Consider the following 16,912-nt stretch of genomic DNA (forward strand, 5'->3'; position numbering starts at 1 on the left):
TCATCGATGGGCTCGGAAGTGCTCGTCGAGGGTCCGGAAGACCGTGTCCGAGCCGCCTTCCCACACCGGCAGGGGGTCGGGCTGGCCGGGTGAGGGTTGGTAGAGCCACCACAGGGTGCCCCACGGGTCCAGGATCCGCGCGAGTGTCACCGAGCCGTAGAACTGCGTGGCCGGCGTGACCAGGTCGGCGCCACGCTCGACGGCCCGCGCGAGCACGGCGTCGACGTCGGCGACCCAGACCTGGAACAGGCCCGGGTGGGTGCCCCAGCCCTCCTGCGGGTCGGCGAGGAGCAGCACCGAGTCGCCCACCCGCAGCTCGGCGTGGATGAGCCGACCCGCAGGTGTGGACGTCCGCGCCTCGGTGACCTCCACCGCGCCGAGGACCTGTTCGGCGAACGCGATGAAGCCGGCCGCATCCTCGACGATCGCGAACGGGTTGAGCGAACGGCCACGGCCGGTGATCGCCGGACCCTCGAGAGTGATGCGCTGCTGGGCCATGTCGTGAGGTCTACCAGCCGGCACCCACGTGGCCGCGCTGGTACGGGCCGGGAGGCTGTCGTCGGCGCCTCCCGACCCGCGCGCCGTGTCAGCGGTGCAGGTCGAACCGGTCGAGCTCCATGACCTTGACCCACGCCGCGACGAAGTCCGCGACGAACAGGTCCTCGGCGTCGTCGGACGCGTAGACCTCGGCGACGGCCCGCAGCTCGGCGTTGGAGCCGAACACCAGGTCGGCGCGGGTGCCGGTCCACGTGCGGCCGGTCGCCGCGACGGTGCCGACGAACCCGGTGGACCCCTCGTCGGCGGCGTGCCACTCGGTGCCGAGGTCGAGCAGGTTGACGAAGAAGTCGTTGGTCAGCACACCCGGCCGGTCGGTGAGCACGCCGGTGTCCGAGCCGTCCCAGGTCGCCCCCAGGGCGCGCAGACCGCCGACCAGCACGGTCATCTCCGGCGCACTGAGGCTGAGCAGATTCGCCTTGTCGACCAGCAGGTTCTCGGCCGGCAGCGTCGCACCGGCGGCGAGGTAGTTGCGGAAACCGTCGGCCCTCGGCTCCAGGTAGGAGAACGAGTGCACGTCGGTCTGCTCCTGGCTCGCGTCCACCCGGCCCGGCGTGAACGGCACCGTGACGTCGTGGCCGGCCGCCTTCGCCGCGGCCTCCACGGCTGCCGACCCGGCGAGCACGATGAGGTCTGCGAGGGAGATCGCGGTGGCGGAGGAGCCCGCGTTGAAGTCGGCGGCGATGAACTCGAGGCGGGCGAGCACCGGGGCCAGCCGCTCGGGGGCGTTGACCTCCCAGCCGGCCTGCGGGGCGAGTCGCAGCCTGGCACCGTTCGCGCCGCCGCGGCGGTCGCTGCCGCGGAACGACGACGCCGCGGCCCAGGCGGTCGTGACGAGCTGCTGGATGCTCAGCCCGGAGTCGAGCACGGCAGCCTTGAGCGCGGCGACGTCGTCGGCGTCGACCGGTTCGTGGTCGCGTGCGGGCAGCGGGTCCTGCCAGAGCAGCTGCTCGGTCGGGACCTCGGAGCCGACGTAGCGGGAGACCGGCCCGAGATCGCGGTGCGTGAGCTTGAACCAGGCCCGGGCGAACGCGTCGGCGAGCTCGTCGGGGTGCTCCAGGAAGCGGCGGGAGATCGCCTCGTAGACGGGGTCGGCGCGCAGCGCGAGGTCGGACGTCAGCATGCGTGGTTCGCGGGTGCCGTCGCCGAACGACTCGGGCACCGTGCCGGAGCCGCCGCCGTTCACCGGACGCCACTGCTTGCCGCCGGCGGGGGAGTCGAACACCTCCCACTCGTAGCCGAAGAGGATCTCGAGGAACTCGTTGTCCCAGCGGGTCGGGTGGTAGGTCCAGGTGACCTCGAGGCCGCTGGTGATCGCGTCGATCCCGGTGCCGGTGCCGTACGACGACACCCAGCCGAGGCCGAGCTGCTCCATCGGCGCCGCTTCGGGTTCGGGACCCAGCGCGTCGGCGGGCCCGGCGCCGTGGGTCTTGCCGAAGGTGTGGCCGCCGGCGATCAGGGCCACGGTCTCCTCGTCGTCCATCGCCATCCGGGCGAACGTGTCGCGGACGTCGCGCGCCGAGGCCAGCGGGTCCGGGTTGCCGTTGGGGCCTTCCGGGTTCACGTAGATGAGGCCCATCTGGACGGCGGCGAGCGGGCTGTCCAGCTCGCGGTCGCCGGTGTAGCGCTCGTCGCCGAGCCACTCGGACTCCGGGCCCCAGTACACGTCGTCGTCCGACTCCCAGGCGTCGACCCGGCCGCCGGAGAAGCCGAAGGTCGTGAAACCCATCTCCTCCAGGGCGACGTTGCCGGCGAGCACGATCAGGTCGGCCCAGCTGAGCGCCTTGCCGTACTTCTTCTTCACCGGCCACAGCAGCCGTCGCGCCTTGTCCAGACTCACGTTGTCCGGCCAGGAGTTCAGCGGGGCGAAGCGTTGCTGACCCGACCCGGCGCCGCCCCGGCCGTCCTGGACGCGGTACGTCCCGGCGCTGTGCCAGGCCATCCGGATCATGAACGGCCCGTAGTGGCCGAAGTCGGCCGGCCACCACTCCTTCGAGCCGGTCTGCACCGCGGCGATGTCCCGCTTGACCTCGGCGAGGTCGAGCGCGGCGAACGCGGCGGCGTAGTCGAAGTCGGCGCCCAGCGGGTTCGCCACGGCCGGGTTCTTGGCGAGGATCTTGAGGTTCAGGCGCTCGGGCCACCAGCGCTCGTTGGTGGGTCGTTCGCCGGTTCCGTGGACCACCGGGCAGCCGTCGGCGCCGGTCGACGTGCCGGTCGAGGTCGTGGTGGTGGTCGGGTGGTCGAGCTCGGTCATGATGCCCCCTGCGTGTCGTGCGTGGTGTCACTCTCGGAGTTCGTGGGGCGGCGCCCCGGTGCGGCGATCCGCGCAGTCCGGGCACGTCCCCCAGTAGATGACCTCGGCCTCGTCGATCGTGAAGCCGTGGCGGTTGGCCGGGGTCAGGCAGGGCGCGAGACCGACGGCGCAGTCGACGTCGCGGATCAGCCCACATCCGCGGCAGACGAGGTGATGGTGGTTGTCGCCGACCCGCGACTCGTAGCGGGCGACCGCACCGCGTGGCTGGATGCGGCGCAGCAGACCGCGCTCGGCGAACGTGTTCAGCGAGTCGTACACGGCCTGGTGGGAGACCCGCGGGGCGCTCTCGCGTACGGCGGCGATGATCTGGTCGGCCTCGGCGTGCGGATGGGTGCCGACCGCGTCGAGCACGGCCAGACGCGGTCCGGTCACCCGGAGCCCGGCGGTGCGGAGCAGGTGCTCGAGGTCGATCCTCGCGTGATCCACCCCATGACGGTAAGTCGCAAACTTGAATGACTCAAGAGAAGAGCTTCTGGTGGTCCGCCGTCACCGGCGTGCCCTAGGGTGGGCGACGCCATGCCGGGGAGCTCGAGGCAGTCGAGCTGAGAGGACGGCCGGGGATTCCGGCGCCGTCGACCCGCGAACCTGACCTGGGTAATGCCAGCGTAGGGATGCACTGTGGCCGACGCTCGGTGCCCATGGGGCTCGAGAGCCTCCGTGGGACTCCCGGATCGTGTCGTCGACATCGCGTCCCGTCGTCCGGGCGCCCGGGTCCGACATCCGGAGGACTCGATGCTCGCCGAGATCCAGGTGCAGCCCCGCCCCGCGGGGGTGCCCGACGCTCCCTACGCCCACGTCGACGCCGCGATCGCCGTGATCCAGGCGTCCGGACTGACCTACGAGGTGCACGCCCTGGGCACCGTGGTCGAGGGCCCGCCGGACCGGATCTGGCCGCTGCTGCGGCAGGTCCACGAGGCGACGCTCGCGGCCGGTGCGCAGGCCACGTCCAGCGTGATCAAGGTGTCCGAGGGCGCCGACGACGCAGGTCCGGGCATCGCGGACCTCGTCGCGAAGTTCCGCGGCTGAGCCGTGGCCGGCGACGCTGATGGCGCCTCGCGCCCCGCGGTGGTGAGCAGGGTGACACGCCGCGTGCTGCTTCCGGTGACGACGGTGCTCGGGCTGCTGCTCGCGTGGGAGGCAACGGTCCGGGTGCTCGACCTCGCGCCCTTCGTGCTGCCCGCACCGTCACGCGTGGCGCAGGCCGCGATCCGATCGGCTCCCGTGCTGCCCGGCCACGTGGCGACCACGCTGTCCGAAGCCGCCCTCGGGCTCGTGCTCGGCGCGGCGGCGGGGACGGTGCTCGCGCTCGGGGTGGTGCTCCGGCCGCGAGCGGGCGACGCCCTGGAGCCGCTCGTCCTGCTCACCCAGACGGTGCCGACGGTGGTCCTGGCGCCCCTGCTGATCCTGTGGGCGGGCTTCGGGTTGCTGCCGAAGGTGCTGCTGGTGGCGCTCACGGTCTTCTTCCCGGTGTTCGTCTCCGCCACGTCGGCGATGCGCTCGGCGGACACCGACCTGCTCGACGTGGTCGCGGGGCTGGGCGGAGGCGCCCGGGAACAGCTCCTGGTCGTCCGGCTGCCGGGGGCCGTGGCCGGCGCCGCGGCGGGTCTGCGGGTGGCCGCGACCTACACGGTCGGGGCCGCCGTCGTGGCCGAGTACCTCGCCGGGCAGTCCGGGCTCGGCGTGTACATCCAGCGGTCCCGCAAGGCCTACGCGGTCGACCAGGTGCTCGTCGGCGTGATCGTCGTGGCGCTCCTCACGGCACTGCTGGTGGGGGCCGTCGTGCTGCTCGAGCGCTCGGTGACGCCGTGGCGCCCGCGGGCGCGCGGGCGGATCCCGGCGGGTGCGCCCGGGTGACCTGCTGCGCCCGGACCGACGCGACCAACCCTCTCGACCCGACCCAGGAGATCCCGATGACTCTCACTCGTTCCTCCCTCGTCCCCGCCGCGGTCGCCGCGGCGGCGTTGGCCCTGCTGGCCGGGTGCGCCCCGGCCACGGCCCACCCCGGCGACGCCGGGGGCAAGCAGCCCGTGACGGTGGTGCTCGACTGGACCCCGAACACCAACCACAGCGGCCTGTACCTCGCCCAGTCGAACGGCTGGTTCGACGACGCCGGGCTCGACGTGACGATCGTCGAGCCGGGGGAGACCTCCGGCCTGCAGCTGCTCGCCACCGGCCACGCCGACTTCGCGTACTCGGTCGCCGAGTCCCTGGTGCCCGCGCGCGAGGAGGGCGTGGACGCGGTTTCCGTGGCGGCGATCATCGAGCACAACACGTCCAGCCTGATCTTCGAGGAATCCTCGGGCATCACCCGGCCCCGGGACCTCGCGGGCAAGGTGTACGGCACCTACGGCTCGGACCTGGAGAACGCGTTGATCTCGACGCTCATCGCGTGCGACGGCGGTGGTACCGAGCTGACCAGCGCTCCGCTGGCGAGCGACGACTTCCGGATCGGCCTGAGCGAGCACCAGTTCGACTACGCGTGGGTGTTCGACGCCTGGGACACGATCCGGCTGCGCGACATCGACGGCATGGACGTGGGCACGCTGCCGTTCGGTGACTACCAGCAGTGCATCCCGGACTGGTACACGCCGCTGCTCGCGACGACCGCCTCGACGCTGTCGTCGGACCCGGAGATGGTCCGGACCTTCCTCGAGGTCCTGACCCGCGGCTACCAGGCTGCGATGAACGATCCCGTGGCCGCGGCCGACGCGCTGCTCGCTGCGGCGCCGGAGCTCGACCCGGCGCTGGTCCGCGCGAGCGCCGACTACCTCGCTACCCGCTACGCCGACGACCCCGCCGACTGGGGCCGGCAGACCGCGGCGACGTGGGACGGGTTCGTCGGCTTCCTCGAGGACAACAGCCTCCTCGAGACCGGGTACGACACCGACGCGACGTGGACGAATGACTACCTTCCCGCGCGCTGAGCGGCGCGCCCCGAGCGACGTCCTCCTGGCCGCGGTCGACCGGCTGACCGTGGAGGTCCGCGGACCGTCCGGGCCCCGCATCCTCGAGGACGTCGGCCTGACCGTACGTGCGGGCGAGTTCGTGGCGGTCGTCGGGCCGTCCGGGTGCGGCAAGTCCACCTTGCTCCGCGCCGTCGCGGGGCTCCTCCCGCCGTCGCTCGTGGCAGCCGAGGGGTCGAGCGTCCAGGTCGCGACGGACCGCGGGCGGCGGGACGTCGCGTGGATGCCGCAGCGCGACGGCCTGCTCCCGTGGCGGCGCGCCTGGTCGAACGCGATGCTCGGCGCTCAGCTCGCCGGGCGGGACGTGGGGTTCGCCCGCACACGTGCGGCCGAGCTCTTCGAGCGGTTCGGGCTGGCCGGTTGCGAGCGTCGCTGGCCGCACGAGCTCTCCGGGGGCATGCGCCGGCGGCTCGCGCTGGTCCGCACGGTGCTCGCGGACCGGCGTCTGCTGCTCCTGGACGAACCGTTCTCCGGCCTGGACGCGCTGACCCGCCGCCGGATGAACGCCTGGCTGCGCAGCGTCGACCTGGTCGGGACGGGTTCGCGCGGTGGAGCGGTGGTGCTCGTGACGCACGACGTCGACGAGGCCGTGCTGCTCGCCGACCGGGTGCTGGTGATGGCCGGCCCGCCCGGCAGGGTGGTCGAGTGCGTCCCCACCGACGGGGCGGACGCCGAGGAGGCGCGCGCGAGGCTGCTGGCGCTGCTCGGCGGGTGACCCTCCGGTCGCGGTCCCGCCGACGTGCGACCGGCGAGACCGCGACCGATGGTTCGGGGGAGGGGGAACGTGGTCAGCCGCACCACGCGAACAGCTCAGGGTTCGTGGTGTGGAGCTTCACCACCTGGCCGAGGGAGAGGTAGGAGCCCTCGGGCAGGTCGGCGAAGATCGGCCCGCTCACGGGGTCGGCCAAGGTCGAGTAGTCGATCTTCTTCTGCGCAGCCGCCTGCAGCAGGCCCAGCTCCTTGAGCGTCCCGATGCCCGCCTGGACGCACGCCGCGCCTGAGTTGGCCGGTGCGGCAGCGGCCGGTGCTGCGCCGAGTCCCGCGCCCAGGGCGACGGCGGCGGTGACGATCGCGATCTTCTTCAACATGGGGCACTCCCGAGGTTGATCTCGCGGGCCCGGCTCGTTCCGGACCTCATCCCCGCTACGGCGGACGTGCGCTGGACGGATGCAGCCGTTTCGCATGGTGGACCGGTGGTCCGAGGCCGAGGCCGAGGCCGGGGGCGGGACCGGGACGTTCGCCTCTCGCCGCCCGCCCCAGCCGGCGCTACCCAGGAAGTGCGCCGGCCGTGCGCCGGCGGGCGAAGACGCCCGACCGGTCGGCCCCTGAGCTCGCGACGGCCGACGTCGGGGAGCTGGTCGACGATGACGACGCGACGACGGTTCGCGACCACCGGCCCACTGCTCGGGGCCATGGCCATGGCGCTCGCGGGGTGCGCCGGGGGTGGTGATCCCGAGCCCGGCGACGGCGCCGCGCCGCAGACCCGCCCCGCCAGGCCCTGGCGACCGAGTACTTCGCGGAGCAGTGGACGACCCCCGACGGGGAGTCGTGGGTGGTCGACGTCATCGCGCCCGCCGAGCCGGTGGACGGCGGCTGGCCGGTCCTGGTGACGTTCCACGGCGCCGCCGCGGGGACGAGCGCCGTCGACATGTCCGCGGTGGCGAGTGCCGGGGCGGTCGTGGTGGGCCCCCGGTGGATCGACCCGAGCTGGGACGAGTCCAACCTCGCCGTGCTGAGCGCGTCGGACTACGTCGAGGGCGCCTACTTCGACGTCGCGACGTGCGCGCTGGGCGCCGCGCAGGACGTGGCCGCGGCGCATGGCGGTGACCCGGGCCGCACCACCGTCGAGGGCTTCTCGGCCGGAGCTCACGCGGCCGCCTGGGTCGGGCTCGGTGTGGCACGTGCGGACCCGTGCCCCGAGCAGGAGGTGGTCGCGCCGGTCGCGATGGTGGTCGGTGACGGGCAGTGGGTCTTCGAGGGCTTCGCCGGTGAGTGGGACGCCGCGTTCGCCGGCGGCTCGTCCACCGCGGCCGACACGGTCGACCGGTTCCTCGGCGCGGACCGATGGGCGGTCCCCGACGGGTTCGTCGCCTACCTCTGGTCGAGCGAGTCCACCGACGTCGACCGGGACGTGGAGAACCCGCCGGCCGACGACTCGTGGATCCGGGCACGTGGTGGTGAGGACCTGGTCGACGACCTCGACGCGGTGGGTGCCTTCGACGACGGCTCGATCGGTTTCCTGGACAACGGGCTGCTCATGGAGCTCCGCATGCAGGACGCCGGTCTGTCCGTGCTGCACGAGCAGCTGGCCGGAGGGCACTCGCGCAAGCCCGAGATGGTCGAGCGGACCATCTCGGTGCTCTGGGGCGAGCCACCTGGCGCCTGAGGTCGATCGTGGGCGGTGCCGAGGGCTCCCGCCGCGTGGACACGCTCAGCGCACCAGCGCGATGCCCCGCACGCCCCGTCCTGCCCGTTGATCTGCGGGAGCCCGATCGGCAGCTACAGCGGCACGTTCCTCAGCACGCTGACGGGCGTCTTCACACACGCGATGGCGCGCCTCTGCTCAGGATGCCTACCTTGCAGACACGGACGTTCACCTGCCCGACGGGTGGCAACGGCACGTTCCCGTCGTTCGCGAGTTGAGGAGCACCGGTGACAGGCGATCGGTGGGCCCAGATCCTGGGCGCTGACGTGCCCGAGCGCGGCAACTGGGCCGTGCTGCCCGAGAACGACTGGGGTGCCCTGGTGGCGTACGGGGCTGGACCGGGTCGGGTGCGCCCGCACTTCGTCGCGCGCGAGCGGCGGTTCGTGACCCGGGAGTGCGTCGGCCCGGACGGTGAGGTCACGAGGTCGGTGGAGCCGATGACCGACGACGACCTCGCGAGTGTCCGGCAGATGATCGACGCCGCCCTGGTCGACGTGGGCGTGCCGGTGCCGCCGCACGGCTGGTGGGAGGTGTTGCTGCCGGACGGCATGACCTTCGACGATCTCGATCGAGGTGTGAACGACGCCGTCATGCATGACCCGGACGCGCCGCCGTCCGGTCTGGCGGCCGCCCGGCGGCAGGCCGAGGTGATCCGGCAGGTAGTACCGAGGATTCTCGGGGACTGACCGTGCGGCAGTCCGGCAGGCCACCACCTCCCGGTGACACCGGGGTCGATCCGGGTCACCTCCGCGTGGACGTAGCTCACCCGGACGGACACCCGGGTCACGTTCTGCACGACGATGGGGGTCGTCGACCGGGGGCGCCGATCTCGGTCGAGACGCGAACGCACCGGTTGCCGAACTCGTTGTTGACCACGGTCGCCGTCGCCGTCGCGCGCACGAGGTCGTGGTCCCGGATCTCGACCAGGTCGTCCTCCTCCACCGGTGGGTCGAGCAGAGCGGCCAGCGTGCCGTCGTCGGACACTGCGCGGTGCTGGTGGTCGACGCCCCACTGGAGTGGCGGCATCGCGACGTAGTCGGCGCACCACCGGTGCGGTCGGTCTCATCCCTGCCCCCTTCGACCATCAGAGGAATCGGCCCGTGCGTTGCCCGGCTCGAGGTCTGCACGGCTGCCGTCGAGCGGAGATGCCGGGGCGTCGGGGACGTCGGCCCCTCGCGGCGAGTCGGCCGAGGGCGGAGATTGATCACTGAGGTACGTCGGGAGGAGGCGGGCGATGGGTGCGCGGCGGCCACCGCTGGTGTGGCGCGGCATGCGCCGGATGAACGGGCGGGTGGCGCGGCTCGTCGCGAGCGGGCGCGGCCCGAGCAGGGTCGTCCTCGTGCTCACCACGACCGGTCGCCGCAGCGGTCTGCCGCGGGCCACGCCGCTGCAGTACGAGCGGACCGACGAGGGCTACGTGGTCGCGTCGGCGAGGGGCGAGCAGGCGGACTGGTTCCGCAACGCCGTGGCCGACCCGCACGTGACGGTGCAGGTGCGCGGGCGCGCGCAGAGCGGGATGGCGCGGCCCGTCGTGGAGACGGCCGAGGTCGCGGACGTGCTCGAGCTGCGCCGCCGACGGCACCCCGTGATGATCCCGCTGATCATGATGCTCGAGGGGGTCCCGCCGTGGGCGGACCGCGACCGTTTGGAGCGGTTCGCCCACGGCAAGACGGCCCTCGCGATCACGGTGGAGGACCGGTGAAGGCTCGACTGCTCGGGTTCGGTGAGATCGAGATCGACGGACAGGTCTACCCGCACGACGTCGTGATCGACGCCGGTGTGGTGCGCCGACGCAGCAAGAAGGCGTCGAAGCCGCTCAGGGCGCAGTACGGGCACACGCCGTTGTCTCCGGCTGAGGGCCTGCCCTGGGGCGGGACGACGCTGATCGTCGGGACCGGCGTGGACGGTGCGCTGCCGATCGTGCCGGAGGTGGTGGACGAGGCGGCGAGGCGGGGGGTGCGTGTCGTCGCGGTCCCGACCGAGGAGGCGTGCCGGTTGCTGGATGGGCTGGAGGACCCGGCCGTCAACGCGGTGCTGCACGTGACGTGCTGACGGTGCAGCCTGGCACCCATGAGATGGACAGCACTCCTCGGCAGCCGGTCGTTCGAGCTCGTGACCCGCGTGCCTGGGACGCCGGAGGCGGCGGTCGACTTCCTCGCCGACCTCGCCGCGCACCGCGGCCTGCACGCCTACCTCGAGTCGGCGGAAGTGGTGGGCCGAGGGTCGTCCGACGAGGGGCAGTGGGTCGACTGGCGCGTGGCCGAGCGTCCGCGGCTCGGGCCGTTCCGGTACCGCATCCGTTTCCCGGCCCGGATGATCCGCACCTCGCCGACGACGCTCGTGGGGCGGGTGGTGGCGGCGCCCGGGTGCACGCTCGAGACGAGCACGACGGCGACGGAGGCTGGCAGCTCGGACGGCGGAGCCAGCGCCCCGTCCGGCGTGGAGCTCCGGGAGGTCTGCGTCGTCTCGGCGCCATGGCCCCTGGTCGGCTACATGACCCGGCACGCCCGGATCGCGCACGAACGGACCTACGCCCGGATCGCGGGCGTGCTCTCCGGGGCGTAGCGCGCGCTGCGGCCGCGGTGGGCGTGGCACCGGGCGTGGGTCAAGGGCCGGCACCCCTCCCGCGGACGCCGGCCGGGTCGTTGTGCCCTGTCCGGGGCGTCGGGCGCGGGCCTACGTTCGAGCCGAGGGTCGGACGCTCGACCACTCGGGTCGACCACGTCACGGCCTGCGAGTGGGGAGGGTTCCATGGCACGACGGTGGGCGCTCGTCACCGCGATCGTCGCGGCTTTGCTGCTGGCGGCCTGCTCGGACACCCAGGGCACCACGGAGAGCTCGGACGACGCCTCGAGCGCGGCAGAAGGCACGTCGAGCACGGTCCACGTCGCGGACGCGACGACCACGGACCCGGCAGCGGGGCTGCCGGACGCCCCGATCACCTATGGCACGGGCGACGCCAAGGCCTACCTGGTCGCTGCCCGGGTCAGCTTCACCGTCGAGGAGGGGACCCTGACCACGGATGCCGACGGCACCCAGCACAGCCGCGGGGGGTCCTCCACCGCGACCTTCATGGGCAACGATCCGCGGCTCCAGGGCACCGAGACCGCGACCTGGAACACGGACCGCTGGGGGAGCGGCATCGAGAACGGCGCCCTCACCCAGTGGGGCACGTCGGTGATCGAGACGGCCGACGGGACCTGGGAGGGTACCTACGCCGGGGCGTTCTCCACCGAGACGGCCGACATGATCACGTGGTGGATGACCGGCACCGGCGCGTATGAGGGCCTGTCGATGTTCATGTGGGGCACCACCACCGTGGGAGTGCCGGTCGGCTGGAACTACGCGGTGATCGTGCCCGGGGAGATCCCCGTCCAGCTCGCCGTCGGCGAGTGACGGGGCCGGGGCTGCTCACCGAGCGGAGTCGATGGCATCGACGATCGCCTGGACCACCTGCTGCCCGGCCGGGTCGTCGGTCGGCAGCGGTGCCCAGGGATCCTGGCTGGGGTCGAGGAACAGCGGGGTCCCGTGCGTGCCACCCGGGATCGTGACCAGCGTGACGTCGTAGCCGGCCGCCCGGAGGGCATCGGCGGCGTCCTGGGACTGCCACACCGGGCTCGTCTCGTCGTTCTCGCCGGCCACCAGGGTCACCTGGGTGCCGGTCGCCGGCATGACGGTGAGGTCATCGCCTCGGGTGTCGTAGTAGGTCCCTTCCATCGCCACCACGACGTCCGGGTCGCGGTTGCCCTCGAAGCACGATTCCAGGACGCCCTCGGTGCCGCTGCGGGCGTCCGCGTCGGAGACCAGCGCGATGAGGGCTCCGAGGCTGTGGCCGACGAACGTGTACGGCTGGTCGAGGTCACCGCCGTAGTCGCCGGCAACGCTGCGGGCGTACTGCATGGCACAGACCAGGTCCGCCTTGATGTCGAGCTCGGTCGAGGTGGACCGGAACTCGGGGACGAAGACCACCACACCCTGCTTGGCGAGCTCGGTGGCGACGACGTCCCAGTCGCTCTGCACGCCGCCGTAGCCGTGGATCCCGATGACGACCGGCCAGCTGCCGTCGGCATCCGGCGCCCAGACCCCGATCTCCTGTGTCTCCTCTCCGGAGATCACGTCGGAGGTGACCTCGTAGGGCGGCCCGGCGTTGCCCCCGGCGCAGCCGGCCAGTCCGATCCCGCCGACGATCGTCGCCATCGCGACCATCGTGCGAGTCACCCGGGTCGCTCTCATCGCACACCGCCGACGTGCGGGGAGGGATCCCGGGGCCGCGGCGGCCCGCGGTGGGGCTCCCCGTCGCTCTCGACGGTACGCGCGGGCTCGTCGCGACACGCCGCGGGTGCCGCTCGGGGCCGACGAAGCATCGAGCGCGGCAGGCACGTCGAGGAATCGACATAGGCTCGTGCCGGCGTGGTGCTCATGCCGCCCGGCATCGGTCGGGTGCCACCGGACGGAAGGCGGAGCGTGGACACGGCCCTACGGAGCAGGGACGGCAGCGTCCACGTGACCGACGAGCGGTTCAACACGGTCTCGCACCTGTTCGCCGCCTGCTTCGCCCTGGTGGGCGCGGCGTTGTTGATCGCCCAGGCGAGCGCCCAGGGCGATCCGTGGAAGATCGTCGGGTTCTCCGTGTACGGGCTCTCGGTCGTCACACTGTTCGTCTCCAGCACGCTGCACCACGGGATCGACCGCGGCCCGCGGGTCAACGAGGTGCTGCGCACCCTGGACTACGACTCGGTGTTCCTGCTGATCGCCGGCACGGTCACCCCGCTGGTGCTCGTGCTGTTCCGCAACGTCTACGGCTGGACGGTGCTGGGCGCGGTGTGGGCGATCGCCGCGTTCGGCATCACGGTCCGCTCGTGGCACCGCCGGCTGCCCAAGTACGTCACCAACACCCTCTACATCGCGCTGGGCTGGATGCCGGTGCTCCTGGTCGGCGCCGGCGGCGACATCCCGGCCGGGGCCCTGGTGCTGATGGCCGCGGGCGGCCTGGTCTACAGCGCGGGCTTCGTGATCTTCGTGATCGAGAGGCCGAACCCGTGGCCGGGGGTGTTCGGCTTCCACGAGATCTGGCACCTGATGGTGGTGGTCGCGGCGGTGCTGCACTACCTGCTGATGTACGTCTACGTGCTGCCGGCGTAGGCCCGAGAGCGAGGCCCCGTCCCGGTCGATCGGGGCGGGTCGTGGCGCCGGGCCGCGCGACCACTAGCGTTGTCGGTGCCCGACGAGCGTGGGGCACCGATGCGACGGGAGACCTCATGACTCTGCTCGACGGCCGAAGCGTGCTGGTGACGGGAGTGCTGACGGAGGGCTCGATCGCCTTCCACACCGCCCGGATCGCGCAGGAGCAGGGTGCCCAGGTGGTGCTCACGTCGTTCGGGCGCCAGATGCGGCTCACCGAGGCGATCGCGCGTCGCCTGCCGGTCCCGGCGCCGGTGGTGCAGCTCGACGTCACCTCCGACGACGACCTCGCCGCCTTGGCCGAGCGGGTCGGCGAGCACGCCGAGCGGCTCGACGGCGTGGTCCACTCGATCGGGTTCGCGCCGCAGAGCGTCCTCGGCGGGCGGTTCCTCGAGGGCACCTGGCCGGACGTCGCGACGGCGCTGGAGGTCTCGGCGTACTCGCTGAAGTCGCTGGCGGTTGCGGCGCGGCCGCTGATGTCGCGCGGCGCCTCGGTGGTCGGCCTCACGTTCGACGCGAGCGTCGCGTGGCCGGTCTACGACTGGATGGGGGTCGCCAAGGCGGCCCTGGAGTCGACCTCGCGCTACCTGGCCCGCGACCTCGGCCCGGACGGCATCCGCGTCAACCTGGTCGCGGCAGGCCCGATCCGCACCACGGCGGCGAAGTCGATCCCCGGGTTCGAGCAGATCGAGGGCGACTGGGACCGACGCGCCCCGTTGGGCTGGGACGTCGCCGACGCCGAGCCCACCGCGCGGGCCGTCGTGGCGCTGCTGTCCGACTGGTTCCCGGCGACCACGGCCGAGATCATCCACGTGGACGGTGGCCTGCACGCGATGGGTTCCTGAGCCCGCCGCCTGCAGCTCTGCGGGAGCCCATGGGCCAAGGTCCTGGACTTCCCGGGGGCTGTCACCTACGGTTGCGTAACTTACGCCCCCGTAGGTACGAGAGGTGTCCCGTGCCCACCGCCCCCCACCGCCCGCTCCGCACCGCCCTGCCCCGGATCATCCAGGGCGGCATGGGCGTCGCGGTCTCCTCCTGGCGCCTCGCGTCGGCCGTCGCTCGTCGTGGCCAGCTCGGAGTCGTCTCCGGGACGGCGCTCGATCTTGTGCTGGCGCGCCGTCTGCAGGACGGCGACGTCGACGGTCATGTCCGGCGCGCGCTCGCGGCCTTCCCGGTGCCGGCGGTCGCCGCCCGGGTCCTCGCCCGCTACCTGCGACCCGGCGGCCGCGCCCCCGGCGCGTCCTACACCCCGGTGCCGCGCCTCGGCCTACGCCAGAGCCGGGCGGCGCAGGAGCTGACGATGCTCGCCAACTTCGTCGAGGTCTGGCTCGCCAAGGAGGGGCATCGCGGACCGGTGGGGATCAACTACCTGGAGAAGATCCAGATGGCGACCCCCGCCGCCGCCTACGGCGCGATCCTCGCCGGCGTCGATGCCGTGCTGATGGGCGCCGGGATCCCGCGCCACCTGCCCCGGCTGCTGGACGACCTCGCCGCGCACCGCCGCACCCGCCTGCCGATCGACGTGGCCGGTGACCCGTCCGGCGAGCACGCCGTGGAGATCGACCCGTCCGAGCTCCTGGGCCCGGACCTGCCGCCGGCGGAGCGCCCGATGTTCCTCGCCATCGTCTCCTCCGAGGCGCTCGCCGGGTACCTGTGCCGCGACGAGGCGATCCGCCCCGACGGCTTCGTCGTCGAAGGCCCACCGGCCGGCGGCCACAACGCGCCGCCCCGCGGACGCCCGGTGTTCGACGACCGGGGCCAGCCGGTGTTCGGACCGCGCGACGACGCCGACGTCGCCAAGATCGCGGCGCTCGGGCTGCCGTTCTGGCTCGCCGGGGCATTCGGTACACCCGAGGGCGTGGTGGCCGCGGCCGAGGGCGGTGCCGTGGGCGTTCAGGTCGGCACGGTGTTCGCGTTGAGCAGCGACTCCGGGATGACCGACGAGATCCGCGGCCGTCTGCTCGAGGGGGTACGTGACGGCACCCTCGAGGTGCTCACCGACGCCCAGGCGTCGCCGACCGGCTTCCCGTTCAAGGTCGCTCAGCTCGAGGGCACCCTGTCCGACCGGGAGGTCCGCGAGGCGCGCCCGCGGCTGTGCGACCTCGGCTACCTGCGCACGCCCTTCCTCAAGGACGACGGGAAGGTCGGCTACCGCTGCCCGGCGGAACCCGTCGCCGTGTGGGAACGCAAGGGCGGGGACGCCGCGGACACCGAGGGGCGGGTGTGCCTGTGCAACGCCCTGACGGCGACCATCGGGCTCGGGCAGATCCGACCCGACGGCACGCCCGAGGAGGTCGTGGTCACCTTGGGGGCCGACCTCACGAGTGCGCGTCGGCTCGCCGATCGGCACCCCGAGGGCTGGACGGCCGACCAGGTGCTCGACTGGATGCTCGGCGAAGGTGCCGGGGTCGCGGATCGTGACGTGGTCGCGGTGGCGTGAGGCCCGGGCCGCCCGCCTCGATCTCGGGCTCGACGGATCGAAGGAGAGCCTGGCCAGCTCGAGCCGCCAACCTGCGGCTCTGCTCGTGTGGGGTGGCCCAGGAGCTGATCCTGGGCCACCCCAACGTCACGTGGTCTAGCGCGGCGCTGCCGCGTCGCCACCTTTGAAGACCAGCGTTCCGCCCGAGCGCTCGACGGCAAGCAGCCCGCGCAGCTCGCGCAGGGCCGGGTTGCCGTCCAGCGTGCGCGCGGCGTTGGCCAGCGACCGCAGGGTCGCGGTCTCACCGCGCGCCCGCTCGAGCGCGGCCGCCGCCTCCTGGCGGGCGAGCGCGACCTGCGCGAACGACCGGCGCAGCTCGCCCGGGAAGGACAGGTCGCGCAGGTCGACCGCCTGCACGTCCGCACCGATGTCGCCTGCCTCGTCCCGGACACGCTCGGCCAGGCCCGCGCCCACCTCCGCCCGAGCGATGAGAAGGTCCTCAGCGGAACGGGTCGCCACGACGTCGCGGATGGCCAGCTGGGCGGCGAGGTAGAGCCGCTCGGCCGGGGCGGTCGTCGCATCGCTCGCGAGCACCCACGCCAGCGCGTCGACCACGGCGTAGCGGACCACGACGGCGGCCCGGACGCCCACCCCGTCGGCGGTGAGGATCTCCTGGCCGGTGACCTTCAGGAGCGTGGGGCGCAGGTCGACGAGAGTGAGCGCGCTGCGGCGCTTGCGGTACCGGTGCCGTCCTGGTCCGAGCACGACGGGAGCCGCGCCGGACTGGTGCAGCACGACGCGCTGGAACTCCTGGACGGTGACCCTGGCCATGGTCCTTCCTCACTATGAGAGTCGGCGCGACCGTCAGACCGGCGCGGGCCGGGCGCCGGGGCGTGAGCCGCAGGGGCGACCGGTCGGTCTGCGCCGGCCTGGCGGCCGGTTGCGGAGTTGCACCGCCGGCCCCGGGAACCGGGAGTCCGCTTCTGTACAGCGCTGCGCCGCCGACTGGGAAACCCTGGGCCTGACTGGCCCTCGGCCCCGGGAACGGCGCGCCG

Annotated in this window: 20 protein-coding genes and 1 riboswitch; of the genes, 13 read left to right on the top strand and 7 right to left on the bottom strand. The window is 73.0% G+C overall.

Features of this window, described 5'->3' with window-relative positions:
- From OEB99_RS05120 to OEB99_RS05130, 3 genes are all read right to left on the bottom strand, one after another.
- A complete protein-coding gene (locus OEB99_RS05120) occupies positions 1–498 on the bottom strand; it encodes a VOC family protein (RefSeq protein WP_263508756.1) in 498 nt (165 codons plus the stop codon).
- An 88-nt stretch (positions 499–586) separates the two neighbouring features.
- Positions 587–2,809: a catalase/peroxidase HPI gene (gene katG, locus OEB99_RS05125; RefSeq protein WP_263508758.1), complete on the bottom strand. Its 2,223-nt coding sequence runs from the start codon at positions 2,807–2,809 to the stop codon at positions 587–589.
- A gap of 27 nt (positions 2,810–2,836) precedes the next feature.
- Positions 2,837–3,295, bottom strand: coding sequence for a Fur family transcriptional regulator (locus tag OEB99_RS05130; RefSeq protein WP_318011387.1), 459 nt, complete (start codon positions 3,293–3,295; stop codon positions 2,837–2,839).
- 84 nt (positions 3,296–3,379) lie between these two features.
- Positions 3,380–3,499, top strand: a riboswitch (TPP riboswitch).
- A 102-nt stretch (positions 3,500–3,601) separates the two neighbouring features.
- On the opposite strand from OEB99_RS05130, the gene OEB99_RS05135 reads away from it, so the two are divergent.
- Genes OEB99_RS05135 through OEB99_RS05150 form a run of 4 tightly spaced genes read left to right on the top strand, consistent with a single transcriptional unit; the run spans position 3,602 to position 6,547 of the window.
- Positions 3,602–3,895: a thiamine-binding protein gene (locus tag OEB99_RS05135; RefSeq protein WP_263508759.1), complete on the top strand. Its 294-nt coding sequence runs from the start codon at positions 3,602–3,604 to the stop codon at positions 3,893–3,895.
- Positions 3,896–3,946: 51 nt separating this feature from the next.
- On the top strand, positions 3,947–4,723 hold the full coding sequence (locus tag OEB99_RS05140) for an ABC transporter permease (protein ID WP_263508760.1): 777 nt from the start codon (positions 3,947–3,949) through the stop codon (positions 4,721–4,723).
- Between the two features lie 56 nt (positions 4,724–4,779).
- Entirely contained in the window at positions 4,780–5,793 is a 1,014-nt protein-coding gene (locus tag OEB99_RS05145) for an ABC transporter substrate-binding protein (protein ID WP_263508761.1), read from the top strand.
- On the top strand, positions 5,771–6,547 hold the full coding sequence (locus OEB99_RS05150; RefSeq protein WP_263508762.1) for an ABC transporter ATP-binding protein: 777 nt from the start codon (positions 5,771–5,773) through the stop codon (positions 6,545–6,547). Before OEB99_RS05145 ends, OEB99_RS05150 begins: the two co-directional genes overlap by 23 nt.
- A 73-nt stretch (positions 6,548–6,620) precedes the next feature.
- On the opposite strand, the gene OEB99_RS05155 is transcribed toward OEB99_RS05150, so the two are convergent.
- The gene (locus OEB99_RS05155) at positions 6,621–6,920 is read right to left on the bottom strand and encodes a hypothetical protein (RefSeq protein ID WP_263508764.1); all 300 of its coding nucleotides are present in this window, start codon (positions 6,918–6,920) and stop codon (positions 6,621–6,623) included.
- 464 nt (positions 6,921–7,384) lie between these two features.
- Between OEB99_RS05155 and OEB99_RS05160 the strand changes: the two genes are divergently transcribed.
- Together OEB99_RS05160 and OEB99_RS05165 are read left to right on the top strand one after the other, a co-directional pair.
- Complete coding sequence (locus OEB99_RS05160; RefSeq protein WP_263508766.1) at positions 7,385–8,218, top strand: alpha/beta hydrolase family protein; 834 nt, start codon at positions 7,385–7,387, stop codon at positions 8,216–8,218.
- Positions 8,219–8,484: 266 nt separating this feature from the next.
- Entirely contained in the window at positions 8,485–8,943 is a 459-nt protein-coding gene (locus OEB99_RS05165) for a DUF5956 family protein (RefSeq protein WP_263508767.1), read from the top strand.
- Between the two features lie 97 nt (positions 8,944–9,040).
- On the opposite strand, the gene OEB99_RS05170 is transcribed toward OEB99_RS05165, so the two are convergent.
- Positions 9,041–9,283 (bottom strand): hypothetical protein, encoded by a 243-nt coding sequence (locus tag OEB99_RS05170; RefSeq protein WP_263508768.1) that lies wholly within the window; start codon positions 9,281–9,283, stop codon positions 9,041–9,043.
- Positions 9,284–9,491: 208 nt separating this feature from the next.
- Here OEB99_RS05170 and OEB99_RS05175 point away from each other — a divergent pair, with 208 nt between their 5' ends.
- The 4 genes from OEB99_RS05175 (at position 9,492) to OEB99_RS05190 (ending at position 11,653) form a co-directional block, all read left to right on the top strand.
- Entirely contained in the window at positions 9,492–9,959 is a 468-nt protein-coding gene (locus OEB99_RS05175) for a nitroreductase family deazaflavin-dependent oxidoreductase (protein ID WP_263508769.1), read from the top strand.
- Complete coding sequence (locus OEB99_RS05180) at positions 9,956–10,309, top strand: MTH938/NDUFAF3 family protein (RefSeq protein ID WP_263508770.1); 354 nt, start codon at positions 9,956–9,958, stop codon at positions 10,307–10,309. The genes OEB99_RS05175 and OEB99_RS05180 overlap by 4 nt, the downstream gene beginning before the upstream one ends.
- Before the next feature lie 18 nt (positions 10,310–10,327).
- A complete protein-coding gene (locus OEB99_RS05185) occupies positions 10,328–10,822 on the top strand; it encodes a hypothetical protein (RefSeq protein ID WP_263508771.1) in 495 nt (164 codons plus the stop codon).
- 186 nt (positions 10,823–11,008) lie between these two features.
- Positions 11,009–11,653: a hypothetical protein gene (locus OEB99_RS05190; protein WP_263508772.1), complete on the top strand. Its 645-nt coding sequence runs from the start codon at positions 11,009–11,011 to the stop codon at positions 11,651–11,653.
- A gap of 15 nt (positions 11,654–11,668) precedes the next feature.
- Here the strand turns inward: OEB99_RS05190 and OEB99_RS05195 are convergent, their stop codons facing one another.
- The gene (locus tag OEB99_RS05195; protein ID WP_263508773.1) at positions 11,669–12,454 is read right to left on the bottom strand and encodes an alpha/beta hydrolase; all 786 of its coding nucleotides are present in this window, start codon (positions 12,452–12,454) and stop codon (positions 11,669–11,671) included.
- Between the two features lie 306 nt (positions 12,455–12,760).
- On the opposite strand from OEB99_RS05195, the gene trhA reads away from it, so the two are divergent.
- From trhA to OEB99_RS05210, 3 genes are all read left to right on the top strand, one after another.
- Positions 12,761–13,399: a PAQR family membrane homeostasis protein TrhA gene (trhA, locus tag OEB99_RS05200; protein ID WP_263508774.1), complete on the top strand. Its 639-nt coding sequence runs from the start codon at positions 12,761–12,763 to the stop codon at positions 13,397–13,399.
- 116 nt (positions 13,400–13,515) lie between these two features.
- On the top strand, positions 13,516–14,283 hold the full coding sequence (fabI, locus tag OEB99_RS05205) for an enoyl-ACP reductase FabI (protein ID WP_263508775.1): 768 nt from the start codon (positions 13,516–13,518) through the stop codon (positions 14,281–14,283).
- Between the two features lie 110 nt (positions 14,284–14,393).
- Entirely contained in the window at positions 14,394–15,878 is a 1,485-nt protein-coding gene (locus tag OEB99_RS05210) for a nitronate monooxygenase (protein WP_318011388.1), read from the top strand.
- Between the two features lie 135 nt (positions 15,879–16,013).
- Here OEB99_RS05210 and OEB99_RS05215 read toward each other — a convergent pair whose 3' ends face one another.
- Positions 16,014–16,688 (bottom strand): SPFH domain-containing protein, encoded by a 675-nt coding sequence (locus OEB99_RS05215; protein WP_263508776.1) that lies wholly within the window; start codon positions 16,686–16,688, stop codon positions 16,014–16,016.
- Between the last annotated feature and the right edge of the window lie 224 nt (positions 16,689–16,912).

The organism is Actinotalea endophytica (assembly GCF_025717005.1).
Lineage (GTDB): Bacteria > Actinomycetota > Actinomycetes > Actinomycetales > Cellulomonadaceae > Actinotalea.